The sequence below is a fragment of the Actinomadura sp. J1-007 genome, from assembly GCF_009793335.1.
GTDB classification, from domain to species: domain Bacteria; phylum Actinomycetota; class Actinomycetes; order Streptosporangiales; family Streptosporangiaceae; genus Spirillospora; species Spirillospora yumaensis.
The window spans coordinates 5587276-5601710 of the sequence record NZ_WING01000001.1; the positions used below are offsets into that span (position 1 = coordinate 5587276).

Annotated in this window: 11 protein-coding genes; 3 read left to right on the forward strand and 8 right to left on the reverse strand. The window is 68.0% G+C overall.

The features are described 5' to 3' along the window. Positions 1 to 34: 34 nt before the first annotated feature. Positions 35 to 199: a hypothetical protein gene (locus GEV43_RS48260; protein WP_206681276.1), complete on the reverse strand. Its 165-nt coding sequence runs from the start codon at positions 197 to 199 to the stop codon at positions 35 to 37. Between the two features lie 796 nt (positions 200 to 995). Here GEV43_RS48260 and GEV43_RS25490 point away from each other — a divergent pair. After that, entirely contained in the window at positions 996 to 1805 is an 810-nt protein-coding gene (locus GEV43_RS25490) for a metalloregulator ArsR/SmtB family transcription factor (RefSeq protein WP_160822868.1), read from the forward strand. A gap of 3 nt (positions 1806 to 1808) precedes the next feature. Next, positions 1809 to 2300: an SRPBCC family protein gene (locus GEV43_RS25495; protein WP_206681277.1), complete on the forward strand. Its 492-nt coding sequence runs from the start codon at positions 1809 to 1811 to the stop codon at positions 2298 to 2300. 117 nt (positions 2301 to 2417) lie between these two features. On the opposite strand, the gene GEV43_RS25500 is transcribed toward GEV43_RS25495, so the two are convergent. The 3 genes from GEV43_RS25500 to GEV43_RS25510 all read right to left on the reverse strand — a co-directional run bounded on the left by GEV43_RS25500 (position 2418) and on the right by GEV43_RS25510 (position 5134). After that, a complete protein-coding gene (locus GEV43_RS25500; RefSeq protein WP_160822869.1) occupies positions 2418 to 3299 on the reverse strand; it encodes an SDR family NAD(P)-dependent oxidoreductase in 882 nt (293 codons plus the stop codon). After that, positions 3296 to 3766 (reverse strand): MarR family winged helix-turn-helix transcriptional regulator, encoded by a 471-nt coding sequence (locus GEV43_RS25505; protein ID WP_160822870.1) that lies wholly within the window; start codon positions 3764 to 3766, stop codon positions 3296 to 3298. The genes GEV43_RS25500 and GEV43_RS25505 overlap by 4 nt, the downstream gene beginning before the upstream one ends. Positions 3767 to 4372: 606 nt before the next feature. Next, positions 4373 to 5134 (reverse strand): class I SAM-dependent methyltransferase, encoded by a 762-nt coding sequence (locus GEV43_RS25510; protein ID WP_160822871.1) that lies wholly within the window; start codon positions 5132 to 5134, stop codon positions 4373 to 4375. A gap of 413 nt (positions 5135 to 5547) precedes the next feature. Here GEV43_RS25510 and GEV43_RS25515 point away from each other — a divergent pair, with 413 nt between their 5' ends. Further along, entirely contained in the window at positions 5548 to 5934 is a 387-nt protein-coding gene (locus tag GEV43_RS25515; protein WP_160822872.1) for a hypothetical protein, read from the forward strand. Between the two features lie 22 nt (positions 5935 to 5956). Here GEV43_RS25515 and GEV43_RS25520 read toward each other — a convergent pair whose 3' ends face one another. The 4 genes from GEV43_RS25520 to GEV43_RS25540 form a co-directional block, all read right to left on the reverse strand. Beyond that, positions 5957 to 6691, reverse strand: a complete 735-nt coding sequence (locus GEV43_RS25520) for a class I SAM-dependent methyltransferase (RefSeq protein ID WP_160822873.1) — start codon at positions 6689 to 6691, stop codon at positions 5957 to 5959. 828 nt (positions 6692 to 7519) lie between these two features. Further along, the gene (locus GEV43_RS25530; RefSeq protein ID WP_160822874.1) at positions 7520 to 10048 is read right to left on the reverse strand and encodes a DUF262 domain-containing protein; all 2529 of its coding nucleotides are present in this window, start codon (positions 10046 to 10048) and stop codon (positions 7520 to 7522) included. A gap of 283 nt (positions 10049 to 10331) precedes the next feature. After that, positions 10332 to 11504 (reverse strand): hypothetical protein, encoded by a 1173-nt coding sequence (locus tag GEV43_RS25535; protein WP_160822875.1) that lies wholly within the window; start codon positions 11502 to 11504, stop codon positions 10332 to 10334. Further along, the gene (locus GEV43_RS25540; protein WP_160822876.1) at positions 11501 to 14428 is read right to left on the reverse strand and encodes a DEAD/DEAH box helicase; all 2928 of its coding nucleotides are present in this window, start codon (positions 14426 to 14428) and stop codon (positions 11501 to 11503) included. Before GEV43_RS25540 ends, GEV43_RS25535 begins: the two co-directional genes overlap by 4 nt. Between the last annotated feature and the right edge of the window lie 7 nt (positions 14429 to 14435).

Here is a 14435-nt window from a genome sequence, read left to right on the forward strand (position 1 = left end):
CGGGCTCGAGGTCCTGCTTGGCGTGGGCGGGGTCTCAGCCGCGCTTACGCAGCAGCACGGTGGCCTCAGCCAGCGGGCTCCGTGGAAACGGCGTCCGGGGAACGGGCAACGAGACGCCGGAGGTTTCAGTGATCTGATGGCCGTGGACGACCGCGACTCTGGCCAGGGCGTGGGCGAGCATCTCCTCCTCGAACGCCATCACGTCTTCGACACCCTCGATCCGGGCCCCCAGCTACCGGCGGCACTCTCCACCCGCGTGATCTGCGGCTACTCGTCTCCGTCAATAAGTTCCGGTCAGGATAACCCACACCGTCGTAGCGGCTTCCAACGGTTCTTCACCCTTGAGCAGCAACCGATCGGCCAACGGCGATAGTGAGCCACGCGGCCGGAGTTACCGCCGTCCATCGGTCCAATGCGGCCGACGCCGAGCCCTGCGAACGTTCACTGGTCTAGCCACGCATGACGCTCTCCTATCTGTGGCAGCGCTGATCGCGACCCGGGCTGACGTGCCGGAACCCCAGACGCGAAGGGGCCTTGTTATCTGTAGTACGGCTTCGGAGAGGGCGGTACGGACAGGCTGAGTCGCCCAGTTGCCGACGGGAAGGCGCTGACCGTGCAGGCGGCCGCCGAGGCTTTCCTTACGCGCTGCTTCACCCCAACCCGTCCGTACGGGATCGGGTCGGGCAAGACCGCGGAGTACCCGGGATGGGGTCGCCGCTGCCGACGATGAGACTGGCGAGGTACCGGAGCCGCCGTAGGGCATGCCGCCGGTTAACACGTTGCAGACGTCGTCGGCGGTCAGTTGGAGCGGCACGGCTCTGAGGCGTGGCTCGGCCGGTTCGGTCGCGGCCGCGAACGCCCGGACAGGCCCGTCGATCTCGGGGACGAGATCACCGATCGCATCCCGGGGCCGCCGGTGAGCGCCTTGACAGGCAGTCGATTGGCTGCTTGTATCCGATTAGGCAGCCAATCGGCTGCCTAACGGGTGGGGAGGCATGGACCCTGTTTTCAAGGCGCTGGCCGATCCCAGCCGCCGGACGCTGCTGGACCGGCTGAACCAGCGCAACGGGCAGACCCTGCGGGAGCTGTGCGCGGGGCTGGGCATGGCCCGCCAGTCGGTGACCAAGCACCTGGCCATCTTGGAGTCGGCCGAACTGGTCACGACGGCGCGGCGAGGACGGGAAAAGCTTCACTTCCTGAACGCCGCACCCATCAACGAAATCGCCGAGCGCTGGATCAGCAATTACGACCGTGACCGGGTCCGAGCCCTGGCGGATTTGAAGAGAGCCCTGGAGGAGACGCCGGTGACCGGCACCCAGTTCGTTTACACCACCTACATCAAGACCACGCCCGAACGGCTCTGGCAGGCCCTGACCGACCCCGCGTTCACCATCCGCTACTGGGGGACGGCTTTGCAGAGCGACTGGCGGGTGGGGTCGGTGATCACGGTCAGGTTGGAGGCGAGCGGGGTGGAGATAGCCGACCCGGATCAAGTCGTTCTCGAATCCGACCCCTACCGCCGGCTCGCCTATACCTGGCACACCTTCACCCGCGAGTGGGCCGACACGTACGGGATCAGCGACGACTTTCTCGCACGAGCCGCCAGCGAGCGCCGGTCAAAGGTGAGCTTCGACATCGAACCCGATGGCCCGATCGTCAAGTTGACGGTCATCCACGACGATTTCGAGCCCGGCAGCGTCGTGCTCGAAAGCGTCAGCCAGGGCTGGCCGTCCATCCTGGCCGGCCTCAAGACCCTGCTGGAGACCGGCGAAACCCTCACCGCCGCACCGCGAAAGGAGAACTAGCGCATGTCCACCCGCACGCTCCAACTCACCACGGTTCCCTCGGCAAAAGTGGGCATGCTCATCCGCCGCCCCGCCCGCGAGGTGTTCCAGGCCATCGCGGACCCTGCCGTCACGAGCAAGATCTGGTACACCAAAAGCAGCGGGAAGATGACCCCCGGCGCCGAACTGACCTGGGAATGGGAAATGTACGGTGCGTCGACCCGAGCCTCGGTCAAAGAGGTAGAAGAAGACAGCCGGATCGTTTTCACCTGGGGCAACTACACCCCCGACAACCCCACCACGGTCGAGTTCCGCTTCATCCCCATGCCCGACGACACCACCTACGTCCAAGTCATCGAAAGCGGGTTCACCGGAACCGGCGACGAACTCGTCCGCTACGTAACCGACTCCACCGGCGGCTTCACATTCCTGATCAGCGCCCTCAAGGCGCTGCTGGAGCACAACATCGTTCTCGGGCTTGTCGCTGACGCCCACCCAAGCGGCCTGCAAGCCTAAAGAAAAACGAGGGACGCACATTTGCGCGCTTCTTCCATCACCAAGTCGCCTCGGCCCGAGGACCCCGCGGAACGGGGCAGCCGCAACCCTGGCGTGACAACCCGTTCCGGGACGGCCCTACCTGGTGAGGGGCTCGACCCCGAGAAGGGCTGCGGTCTTGGTGTAGACGGTACGGGCGAGAGCGTCGTTCAGCGCCCGGCGCGAAGGGATGTCCGGCCGGGACTCGCTGAAGAAACCGCCGCTGGGGCGCGGTGCGAGCGAGGCGCTGGCGAGCCAGACCGGAGTCCGCACACCTTCATCCGGGGTAATGGCGAACGGACGGAACAGCGGGGCGGTCAGCCGCATCAGCCCGCCAGCGTTGCTGTTGATTGCGGTGCCCTTGACCATGCCGGGATTGGCGTTGTACAGGCTCATGCCGTCCGGCAGGCGGTGTGCGAGTTCTCGCGAGGCCAGGAGGCTGACGAGTTTGCTCGTCGCGTAGACGTTCATCTGGTTGTAGAAACGCTTGCTCCACGATGTTCCCGCGACGTCCGGATCGGTGGCATCGAGCTTGCCGCGCTTTTCCACGAACGACGACAAGTTGATGATCCGCGCTTCGAGCGTGAATGCCCCTTCGGCCAGAAGGGCGTGGGTGAGCAGGAACGGGGCGTGGTGATTGAGCGCGTAGGTGCGTTCCACCCCGTCCGGCGTCATCTCGTAACGCGAGAACGCCGCTCCCGCATTGTTGATGAGGACGTCCACCGAATGTTTGTCGGCGGCCAGTTCCGCTGCCAGCGCCTGCACTTGCGACCACTGTTCCAGGTCAGCGGTATACGTTCTCGGCGATGGCGCGTCACTGTCCGCCGGAGCCAGGCCGCGCAGGCTGTCGGCAGCGGCCTGGGTGCGCGCCGCGTCCCGGCCGACGAGGACGACGCTCTGGCCGGCCTTGACCAGGTGGCGTGCCGTCACCAGGCCCAGGCCCGAGGCTCCGCCCGTGATGACCGTGGTCCCGCTGTTCATTGCTGCTCCCTCCCGGACTCCTCGGCGCCGGCGGCCCCACCTGCCGGGCGGGGACCGTCGATCACTTCGCGGAGAAGCGCGTGCAGGCGCAGCCTGCTCTCGCGGTCAAGGAGGGCGAAGGGTGAGTGCTCGGTGGTGTGCTGGACGACGCGATCGCGCAGCGCGCACCCCTCGGCGGTGAGCTGGATGACCTTCGCGCGGCGGTCGACGGGGTGGGGCACACGGCGGACCAGGCCGCGCTTCTCCAGTCGGTCGATCATCGACGTGGCGGTCGAGGCGTCGCACTGCAAGAGGTCGGCCAGGCGGCGCGCGGTCATCTCCGGCCCGCGGCTCAGCCTCCACAGCGCGTCGGCCTGAGTGTCGGTCAGCCCCGCTTCCCGGGCCAGCTCCTTGAGCTCGGCATGCACCCGGGTACGGATCGCGAACAGGCAGTCGTAAAGCTCTTCGGTCAGTTGCCGATCATCCATGCCCCCACAGTACATGGAAGTTCCAATCATTGGAAAATCCACGCACCACGTTGGATCCGCTCGACGTGACGGCCCGGCCCGCTGTGACGCTCAAACCGCCCCGCCCCGTCGACTCCTGGACGCAGTGGCCCCGCTCCCAGAAACGACCGGCCCTGCGAGCGCAGCGAACCGGCGCCGGACGTCGCTTGCCGTAGCCGCGTGCCCAACCGCCCTGGGGCTGCGGGGTCGCGTGCAAGGGAGTCCGGATCTTCCTGATCGCGCATTACCGCCGGTTGGCGTCCGTACTCCTGCGCACAACGTGAGGTCGCGGCATTGGCCGACGAGGGCGCGGGGTTGCTGAGCCGGGTGTGCTGACGGCCCCGGGGGAGGAGAGGTCGGTGACGGCTCGGCACGCTGAGATGATCGGCGCTCCGGCGCGGGAGCAGAGGGTCGGCACGGAGATTGCCGACCGGGTGGCGGTGGAACTGGGGATCTCGCGACGTCAAGTGTCTGTGCTGATGCGCCGCTGGCGGGCGGGGGAGGGGGTGTGGCCTGGGATCCGCTGCCTGGCCGTTCCAGTGGCGGTCGGCCGGCCGTCCGGACCAAGGTGTGCAGGTCGTGGGCAGGCTAGCGGCGCCGTTCGAGCGTGAGTAGTGGCTCAGCGAAGACAGGTGCTGGTGCGTCGGGATCGGCGGCGACGGCCTGTTCCAGGCGGCGGAACCCCATCTCTAGCTCGTCGGGCCCGAGTTGAGCGAAGAAGGAGAAAGTGCGGAGGCGCAGTCGTTCGAGCATGGCGGCGCGGGTTCCGCAGGACGGCTCGGTCACCGTTCCGAAGTGGGCGACGCGCCAGCCGGCTGAGGTGAACATCGCGATGACCTCGTGCAGCGGCTGGAACAGCGCGGCGTCTGTTTCGTAACCGCGGGGGAAGTACTCCAGCCACCAGGGATTGGGAGCGTGGTCGCGGAAGTGTGCGCGCAGGAGTAGCCGCCCGCCGGGTTTGAGCACCCTGGCGAGTTCGCGGACCGCTTGCGGCTTGTCCTGGACGTGGTGCCAGGACAAGACCATAAGGGCGTAGTCGGCTGCGCCGGCCGGGACGGGCATGTCTTCGGCGGAGCCCGCCAGATACCGCACTTCGGGATGCGCGGACTGCGTCTCTGCTATCTCACGCATGCGGACCGATGGCTCGACGCCGGTGACCCGCCCGAAGGCGTCCGCGAGCGCGGGAGTGAACCTGCCGGTCCCCGAACCGACGTCCAGCCCCACCAGTGGGCGCTGCTCGGGCAGCACCGCGGCGAAGGCACTGAGCCATGTCTGTAGTTGCTGCCGGGACAGCGCACGGCCACGCGCGTAGTCCTGATGCTGCTCGATGTCGTAGTCGATCCGCCTCATCGCAACTCCCCACCTCAGCTGGGTAGAGCATCCAGATATATCGAGCCGATACATCGTGACGATATATAGCGTCGTGCTACGTCGCAAGCAGTGCCTGATCGACCTGGCCTACCGCCCCTAGCGGTGCCCAGACGAAGTCATGCCCGAGAGGCGGGAGCCAGGGGGCCTGTCGACATCGCCATGCCGCCGCCGCCATCAGCAACTGGCTGGCGCTACCGACTCTGAGCCCGGCACCTCCTGAGGACGACTCAAGCTACTTTGAGGCTGGGACGGGCTTCGGGCGCAGTGAGCCGATGGCAGGTTGTCAAGCGTTGTGATGCCGCAGCTTTTTCTGCGGTGCCCGCAGCTTTGTTTGCGGGGCGGGTTTCGGCAGGTTCTCAGACGCCTGCCTGCATAGATCCGTTGAGGTGACGATGAAGGAGAAACTGGCGTCCCTGGAGATCGCCGCGTCCAACGGGGTCCTGTTCATCGAGGACCCTGAGCTGGGGATGGACGGCTTCCTGTACATGGACGAGCTCCCGGTGGCTGCGTCGCGGAGCAGGGTCGTGGTTCAGGTGCTGCACGCCGTGGACGGTCTGACGACCGTGGCGGTGTTCGAAGGCGACGGGGGCTCGGTCCTGCCCGTCGAGTACTACGACGCGGAGTTCGTGACCGAGAGCGGCAGCCTCGCCGTCCGCGACGTCGAGGGCCTCAACAGGATCACCGTCGACGTCGGCGCCGCCCCGTTCAGACTGAGGATCTTCGCCGACCGAACTTCCGAACCAAGTCTTCTGGAGATCATCGTCCCCACCATCTCCTGACCCTCTCCGGTGAGAGATGCGTTCACGGGGTGGCTGGTTTGCGGGCGGTGAGCAGGCGGGTCGGGACCCACGGACTGCCCCACCACGCGCGCCAGCCGAGGCCGCGCACGCGGATGTCCTGGGCGTTCAGCTGGGCCAGCACCGCGGCGTACTCACGGGGGGTCCGCGCCAGGTCGGCGATCAGCAGGCGGCCGCCCGGCCGCAGCACCCGGTACGCCTCGGCGATCGCTTGGGCGCGGGCGTCCGCGCCGAAGATGGTGTGCACCGTCAGGCTGGACACGACCAGGTCGAAGCTCGCCTCCGCGTACGGGAGTCTGCGCAGGTCACCCCCTTGCACGTGGACGCGGTCGGCGACGCCTTCGGCGCGGGCGTTGCGCAGGGTCGCCGCCGGGGTGTTGCCGGACTGGTCCCGTCCGCGCCACAGGTCCACGCCGACCGCTCGGCCCCGCGGGAGGCGCCGGGCGGCGGCCAGCAGGACGGCGCCGCGTCCGCAGCCGAGGTCGAGCAGCCGTTCGTCGCCACGCAGGTCCAGCTCGTCCAGCACGTCCCGCCAGACCAGGAACTTGCCGCGCAGCGTGGCATGCAGGCTCAGGGCCAGGCATCCCGCCAGCAGGGTGCCGGAGACCAGCGCGGGCAGCGCGGCGGCCAGATCGGCGGTGACCGCCATCACCAGCCCGGTCACCCAGAACCCCAGCACGACCAAGCCCACGAAGCCGAACCCGTAGGGCGCATCCATCCCGTACCGCGCGCCAGGCATTCCGCCACTTTGCCACGAACCGGTCGTTCAGGGGCCGACTACGACGCACTACTCCACCGGCCGCCGAGTACCCGACACCGACCCGGCCTCCATCCGCGACGGCGACGTATGGACGGGCGCCGGGCTGAGCGCGTGCCTGGACCTGGCGCTCGCGCTGATCACCGACGACCACGGGCAGGACGTCGCGCTGCGCGTGGCACGGCAGCCGGTGACCTACCTGAAACGGCCTGGCGAGCAGAGCCAATTCAACGTTCCGCCCGACCCGGTCTCCACAGCCATGGGACAAGCTTTAGTCCGCGACCGCGCAAGCGACGACGTTTTCATCAAGGACTTCACCAGCCGGGTGGGGTCCACGCACTATGGGCCGCTGCCCGCTGACGGGCCGCCTGGCCAGGAGTCAGCACCGGCCTCATGACGTGCCCGAACCGGGCGAACAAAGGGGCGAGCAGGATGGCCGCGACTCGGTATTCATAAAGGTCCCCGCCGCCTCCTTCGGCGAAGGGAGAGGCGCTCTGTTTCCGGGGCATCGCTTGCGAGCGCAGACCCACACCATGCCGACCGGAAGGTGGACCAGTCGCGCCCTCGGCCATCCGCCTCGCGTCTGGCAGGACGAAACCGATGATGATGTCCCAGTCCGCGTCGGCGAGCGAACATGAGGACCCAGGACGTGCCCGTGGGGCCGTTGGTCATGTCCACCGAACCCGCAGGTTAGAGCTGGTGACGCGGGTATTCGGCACCGGCACCGACGCGAATTTGATGGCTGCCAGGACGACTGATGTCTCCCTGCGGGGGCTGCGCCAGTTGAAGAGGCCGCACCAGCCGCCGCCTCTAGCTCGTCTCGTGCTTCTTCACCTCGTGGACGAACCAGTCGAGTGTGCTGATCAGTATGTCCAAGGCGCCGTCGTCGGTGAGGAGCGAGTTGGGGAAGTTGGGGCGTAGATCCAGCTTCGATTCCGGGATCTCGACCCCGGGAGCGTCGTTGAGTCGGCTGCGCAGTTCCTCACGCTTTTCCGGGTCGTCGAACGGTGCGCGTAGCTTGAGGGACGTGAAGGGGATTTCTGTGACCTCGGGGTAGAGGTGCAGCAGCCAGTAATCGGTGCTGCTGGCATGAATGTAGGGCGTGCACCGTCCAGTGGCGGAGGAGCCGTACCAGAACGTCCCCACGTGTTCGGTCCACCAGTCGATCACCTCGGAGACCGCGCGGGCGACATCGGGGCCGCCGCGTTCCCCGAGTTGCCTGTAGAAACGGTGCTGGTGCTCTGTGAGCGTGGAGGGATCGACGTCGTAGGTTTGTGACGGCGGCGACTCCATACCATCCGGAAGCTGGAGCAGCTCAGCAAGCTCCACGGCGGTGATCCGCTGGTTCGGAGCCGCCTGCCCGTTCTCATCGAAATGGACGCCCTCCCCGGCCAGGATTTCTCGAGTGCTGAGCGCGTCCTCATCGCCCGACCGGCTGTCTTCCTTCGGTGCGGTTCCGTCGGAGGGGAGCACTCGATGGGAGGTGGGCAGAGGAGTCGTCGACAGGTGCACGGCCACTGGCATGGGTGCGGAGCCGGCCACTTCGGCGAGTTCGGCGTAGGTCGTCCATGTGCCGAACGGGATCGCGGCTACAGCGTCGTGCAACAGCGTCCAGTCGCGTCGTGGAGTTGCGCCGCGGGCTTGCTCGTCCGGTCCCGGCCACAGCGCGATGGCGCGATCGGCGAGGTCATCCGCGCGGGCCAGTATCTCTGCCCGGCTCCATCGCTCCTGCTGCACGATGGCGTGGGTCATGGCGATACCCGTCTGACCGAGCCGCGTGCGCTTCTCCTCGTAGGGCATGTCTCCGAGTTCGGAGTTGTACGCCGTGAGCGTCAGGTTGCCGAGGGTGTGGACCAGTTCCCGGTGCGTTCTGGCCGGGTCTTCGCCATCGACCGACACTTCCGCACGCCAGGCGTCGGTCAGGTGCTGAGGCATGACGTGCTCGATGGTGATCTTCTTGGAGGTGAGAAGGACCGGCTCACCACCGTTGAAGGTCTCCGCGAGACGCCGCAGCACCAGCTTGCGCTGACCGGCCTGGCCCCTCCAGTAGAAGGCGTTGGTACGGATCGCGTCTCGTAGTTCCTCGTCGGTGGGCCAGTACTGGCGTACGGGGGACAGTTCAGCGCGCACCGTCTCCGCCACCGAATCCCCCGACAGCCGTCCGGGCAGCCGCTGGAAGATGCGGTTCAGGTTCTTCGTGGTCACGCCGGTGATCATTCGCCGGACGAGGAAGCTCTCGATGTACGACAGCGCCGAGGCCACCTCCTCGTCGGAGGCGGCGCCGTCTTCCCGCAACTCCAGCAGCCGCATGATGGCGGGGTAGGCGGTGGTCGCGCGCCACTCGTTCAGGAACGCCAGGTGCTTCCTGGTGGAGGTGTGCTGCTCCTTGGCCGGATCGAGGACCAGTTCCAGGTGGCGGGCGCGGCGGGCCAGTTCGGCGACGTACGCCTCGACCGCGGCCTCGTCACCGGTGGCCTCCCGCAGCATCTCCTGGTGACCGAGGTAGGTGTCGGCGTAGGTGGCCTCCTCGCCCCGGTTCAGGACCAGCACCTGATACATGAGCGTCTCCAGGGCCTTGGTCCCGTGCTCGCGCCGAAGCCGTTCCTGGAACGGGAACCAGTACTTGTGATACACTTCCTCGCCGCGCGTGGGCAGGCACATGAAGACGTAGTTGCGGATGAGGTCGACCGGGCTGAGCGGCAGTCCGGTGTTGTTGAGCGACTCGAAGATCCGGAACGCGTTATCGCCTTTCTCCACCACGATCTGGACGAGCGCCAGACGATCGAGGATCACCTCTTCGATCCGGCCGACCTTGTGCGGATCGGCGGGATCGTCGAAATCGACGAGCTTGCTGCGGAAGAACTTGTAGGCGTCGCCGATCGCGCCGCTGATGGGCCCGTCGTGGTTCCCGTCGATGCACGCGATCATCGCGGCGCGATCGACCTGCGTGGGCAGCAGACGGTAGCGCATGGAGCCCTGCTTGAACTTGTTGATCAGATGCAGCTCGTTGATCCGCTCGACGTGCATGGGGTCCTCGGCCGCCATGTGATCGCGCAGGGCGCACAACGCGATCATCAGCGTGGTCAGCCGCTGCTGCCCGTCCACCACGACCCACTGGGATATCGACGGGCTGAGCTCAGGGCCGGGCGCGAGCACCGTCGAGCCGAGAAAGTGGGACGAGGGCAGGTCGGCCGCCAGCGCCCGCGCCTGGTTCTCCACGTCCGTCCACAACGTGTCGAGCTGGCCGAACCCCCACGAGTAAGTGCGCTGGTAGAGCGGAACAACGAACTGCTGCTCACCACCAATCAACTTACGGAGGGTGGTCTCTTCGGCTTTCATCCGCTACCTCTCAAGATGCCTTGAAGTAAGCCCTAAGATAGAAGGGACCTCACATTCTTCACTCTGCCACTGACATTCCGCAGGGAAACACCTGACTGCGACTGGCCGTACCGGGTAATTCACAGTCACCGTGTCGGTGCCGAGAACTGTGTCACTACGCTTGAGCTGCGACGAAACTACTCGCCTGGTTGTTGGGCAACGGGCTCTATGAGGGTGGTGCACTGTGCCCGATAGAGCAGGGCGGCGTCGTACAGCGCGTAGTGGTCGTCGGACTGGAGGACGATCAGCCCTTCAGGTTGAGTGGGCCGTAGCCGACCTCGCGGGCGTGGCGCTGGAGGATCTCCTCGGTGAGGTCTGATGGGAGTTCGAGCTGGCCGGACACGCGTTGCAGGAACTCGGTGAGCTGGTCCCGGGTGCGGCGGGTGGAGGAGACGTAGGCGAGTGCGCGGCCCAAGGCGGCTTTCTCGCGGGTCGCGGAGTCGTCGCACCACAGCTGGAGAACGTGGCTGCGGGGAGCGACGTACGCGCCGAGCATACTCAGGGAGAACGTGTTCTTCGGGCGGTTCTCCTTGTCGGTGTACCGGGACGGCGGCAGGTTGAGACGGGGGCTGTCATGGTCCTGCCAAACGATCGCGTCTGGGGCGATGTCGCGCTGGCGCATCCAGCCGGCGAAATGGTCGCGCGGCTCCTCGGCGTCCGAGGCTTCCATGACATGGGCGGACTTCGGCCAGCCGTTGAAGATCTTCTCGATGTGCAGATCGCGGCGGTCGGCGACGCCGGAGTAGACCATCGTCGTGCGGGCGCCGCCCTTGCGCGCCCTGATCACGTAGCAGGGCAGGAACGCCTGATCGATGCTCGACACTTCGAGGTTCAGCAGCTCGTCGGGCAGGTCGTAGTCGCCACGGTCGGGACGTCGAGCCAGGTCGTCGACGGCGCCCGGTTGGAAGGGGCCGCCGTGTTGGAGCAGGCGGAAGGTGCGCTGGGCGTGGGCGGCCTCGCGGTCGAGGACGCGGACCCCGGGCGCGTAGTGGGCCGTGCGCAGCGGGCCGCAGCGGACGCCGTCGAAGTAGATCCGGAGCTTCTCGCGCTTCTCGACGTAGCGGCGGTCGTCGCGGACCGCCCGGAAGCCGCGTGGTGTGAGGGTCAGACTGCCACCGTTCGCCTGGACGTGACCGATGCCGTGCAGGAACCGCAGGACCCGGTCGACCATGCGCTCGGAGATGCCCAGGAACGCGGCGATCTCCGGCGCGGTGGTGAAGCGCGCGTCGGCTATGGCCAGGCCGACGTACCGGTCGAGCAGGTCGAACGGGCCGTGTTCCTCGATCGTGGCGTCCAGTTCGGCGGCATGCAGGGGGAACGCGAGGGAGTGGACGCGGAGGGGCCGGACGCCGGGGAGGCTCGCCGCGTGTTCCAGCGCGCGGGTCTGGGCGTAAAGCGGGCCGTCGTTCCTGCTCACGTGTCCTCCCCGAGAACGCCCATGACGTCGCGGTAGGCGCGGAGGTCTCCGCGTCGCCGGACGTGCTCGTGCAGGTTGTCGACCATGCCGCGGAAGAGCGGGTCGCCCGTGTTGAGCAGCGTGCTGAGGTCGCCGATGAGGATCAGCCGCTGCCGGGCACGGGAGAACGCCACGTTCGAACGGCGGACCTCCCGCAGGAACCCGATGTGACCGGAGGGGTTGCTGACCGTGAAACCGAAGATGATCGTGTCGTGTTCGCCGCCCTGGAACGAGTCGACGGTGGCGACGCGACGGGCGATCGCGTCCTGGTCACCGATCTCCTTCGCCAGCAGTTCGGAGACCAGCCCGATCTGCGCGGAGTAGGGAAGGATCACCGCCCAGTCGCCGGAACGCGCGTGGTAATGGGCGGCGAGCCGGGCCGCCAGTTCGGCCTCCCGGTCGTTGAGCCAGCTCCGCTTCGGCCAGGGTTCGTCGGGCCTCGGCCTCCTGCCGCGGCGTTCTTTCTGGGGCAGCGCGGAGGTGTCGACGAACGCCAGCGGCGCGGCGAACAGGTCGTCGCGGTGCGTCCGCTCGACGGCGGTCTCCAGGAATCCGCCGTAGAACTGTTCGGACACGAACCGGGCCACCATCTCGGGCATCCGGCGCTGGTAGCGCAGCAGTTCACGGTGTCCCGGCGGGACCGTGGGAAAGGCCAGCTCGAACGCGCTGTGGGTGACCAGGCGGGCCAGGTCGGGATCGTCCGGGTGCTCGGCCGCCGCCCAGGTGAGGAGCTCCTGGTCGGGGAGCGGCGGCAGCTGGACGTGGTCGCCGACCATGACGGCCCGCCGTGCGCGGACGAGCGGCACGAGCGCGTCCACGGTGGCGATCTGCCCCGCCTCGTCCACGATGGCCAGGTCGAAGCCGACGTCATCGAGATGTTCGCTCGTCGCGCTGCCGATGCAGGTCGCGCCGATGACGTCGGCGTACCTGATCAGCTCTCCGTACAGCTGCTCGTTCCGGCGGCCGAGCCGTTCGCGCCAGGACTTCAGCAGCTCCCATCTCCGGCGGGCCAGGACGAGCGCCTGTTCCGCAGCCTCATGGAAGACGGCCAGCGCGGCGGGGTCGGCCGCGATCGGCGGCAGGGGGCCGTCGAGCAGGTCGCGCAACGCTCCGGCGACGCCTGCGGCCTGGTCGGCGCGGGCGCCCTGCTCAGTGAGGGCTTGCTGATGGTCGCGCCGGAGCGCGTTCAGCTCGGGATGGGTGCCACGAACGCGGGCGAGCTCGGCCAGCAGCCCCTTCCGATCGTTATCGATCGCGGCGAGCGTCCGGTGAATCCCGTCCGCCTCGGCCCGCGCGTGGGCGGCCTCGCCGTCGATGCGAGCCACCCGTCTCCTGACGAACAGCCCGATCAACGGCATCTCGGCCCTGCGCCGGGCTCTGGCCAGTGAACGTTCCAGACGCTGGAGCACCTCGACGCGCTCGGCGAGCATCGCCTGGTGCTGCCAGGTGGCCTGGTCGAGCGTGCCGAGCCTGTGCCTCAGGTCGAAGGTGACCTCGCCGTCCTTCGTCGCGACGGCCGCGGCGCGGCGCCGAACGTCCTCGACGGCCTCGACGAGGCGTTCCCTGTCGTAGGCGAACTGGCGGAACAGGGCGTCGGCGGCTCCTCCGGCCGTGTCGGCGGCGGCGTAGCGCCGAAAGTGCGGTTCGGTCCGTTCGACGATGTGCCGCTGGAGCTCGCTGGCGCGGGCCTCGAGCATCAGGTGCTCGCAGTCCGCGGTGACGCCGTCCTCGCGCCCGATCCGCAGAACGAGCAGGTCGTCGGGCAGGTCCTTGAGCACGTTGTCGACGGCGCGGTTGGTGTACGAGGTGATCAGGACCTTGCGGTCCTCCTCGGCGCAGGCCAGGGCGAGCTGCCGGATCGTGCGCGTCTTGCCCGTGCCGGGCGGCCCTTGGATCAGGGCCAGGTCCGGGACTTCCAGGGCTTTGTGGAAGGCGCTGAGCTGGCTGGGGTCCAGGGGCTCGGCCGGGCGGGTCCCGACCGCCGGACGGAACGGCCGGTACACGCCGTCCACCAGGGCGGGCAGCAGCGCCGGATTGTGCGAGCGCCGCTCCCTCAGGATCTCGACGGCCTCGCTGCGCTTGTCATAGGCGAGCAGGTTGGGCGACTCGGCGAACGAGCCGACCTCGGGGATGCGGTCGAAGTCCACGGGGCGTTCGAACCGGACCCTGGCCACGCCCTCGTCGATCTGCTCGACCCGGCCGCGCAGATCGGGTTCGCCGTCGATGTGGACGCGGGAGCCGGTGGTCAACCGGCCCGCATCGAGCAGGTGGAACGCGTGCACCGACCTGGCCGACCGGCGAACCGCCGCCACGGGCGCCACCCTGCGGTAGGTGGACAGGCGTCCGGCGCCGCCGGTCGCCTCGATCCGGCGCCCCTGCTCGATCAGCGTCGTCAGGCGGTCGAGGTACCGGGCGTGCGTGTCGGGGAGGTCCTGGCGTGGCTCGTGCGAACCGGTGATGCCGGCGTTCCAGGCGGCCTGGACGGCGGACCAGCCCGAGAGGTGGCGAAGCTCGCGGGGGTGGGCGTGGACCCGCCACCCGCCGGCCCGCAGCAGCAGCGCTCCCCGGGCGACCTGGTCATGGTCGTCGAAATGGAGGGGGTGGATGCCCCCGACCCAGTAGCCTCGCCCATCGCGAGTCGGGAAGAGCATGAGCGCGTACCGGTCGTCCACGTAGACCTTGAGGAAGTCATCGCGCCCGTCCCTGCCGCGTTCGACCCGGCCGGCCAACGGCTGCCGCGGCCCGAACGCCCAGAGGTCTTCCGTGATCGCCTGCAGGTCGGGCAGGAACGGGTGGCGGGCACGCTGCCGCATCAAGTTCTCCGGGAACTTCTGGGACCAGACGAGCCCGACCTCGGGCCCCAGATCGACGACCTTTCCCGTCACGTTCCTC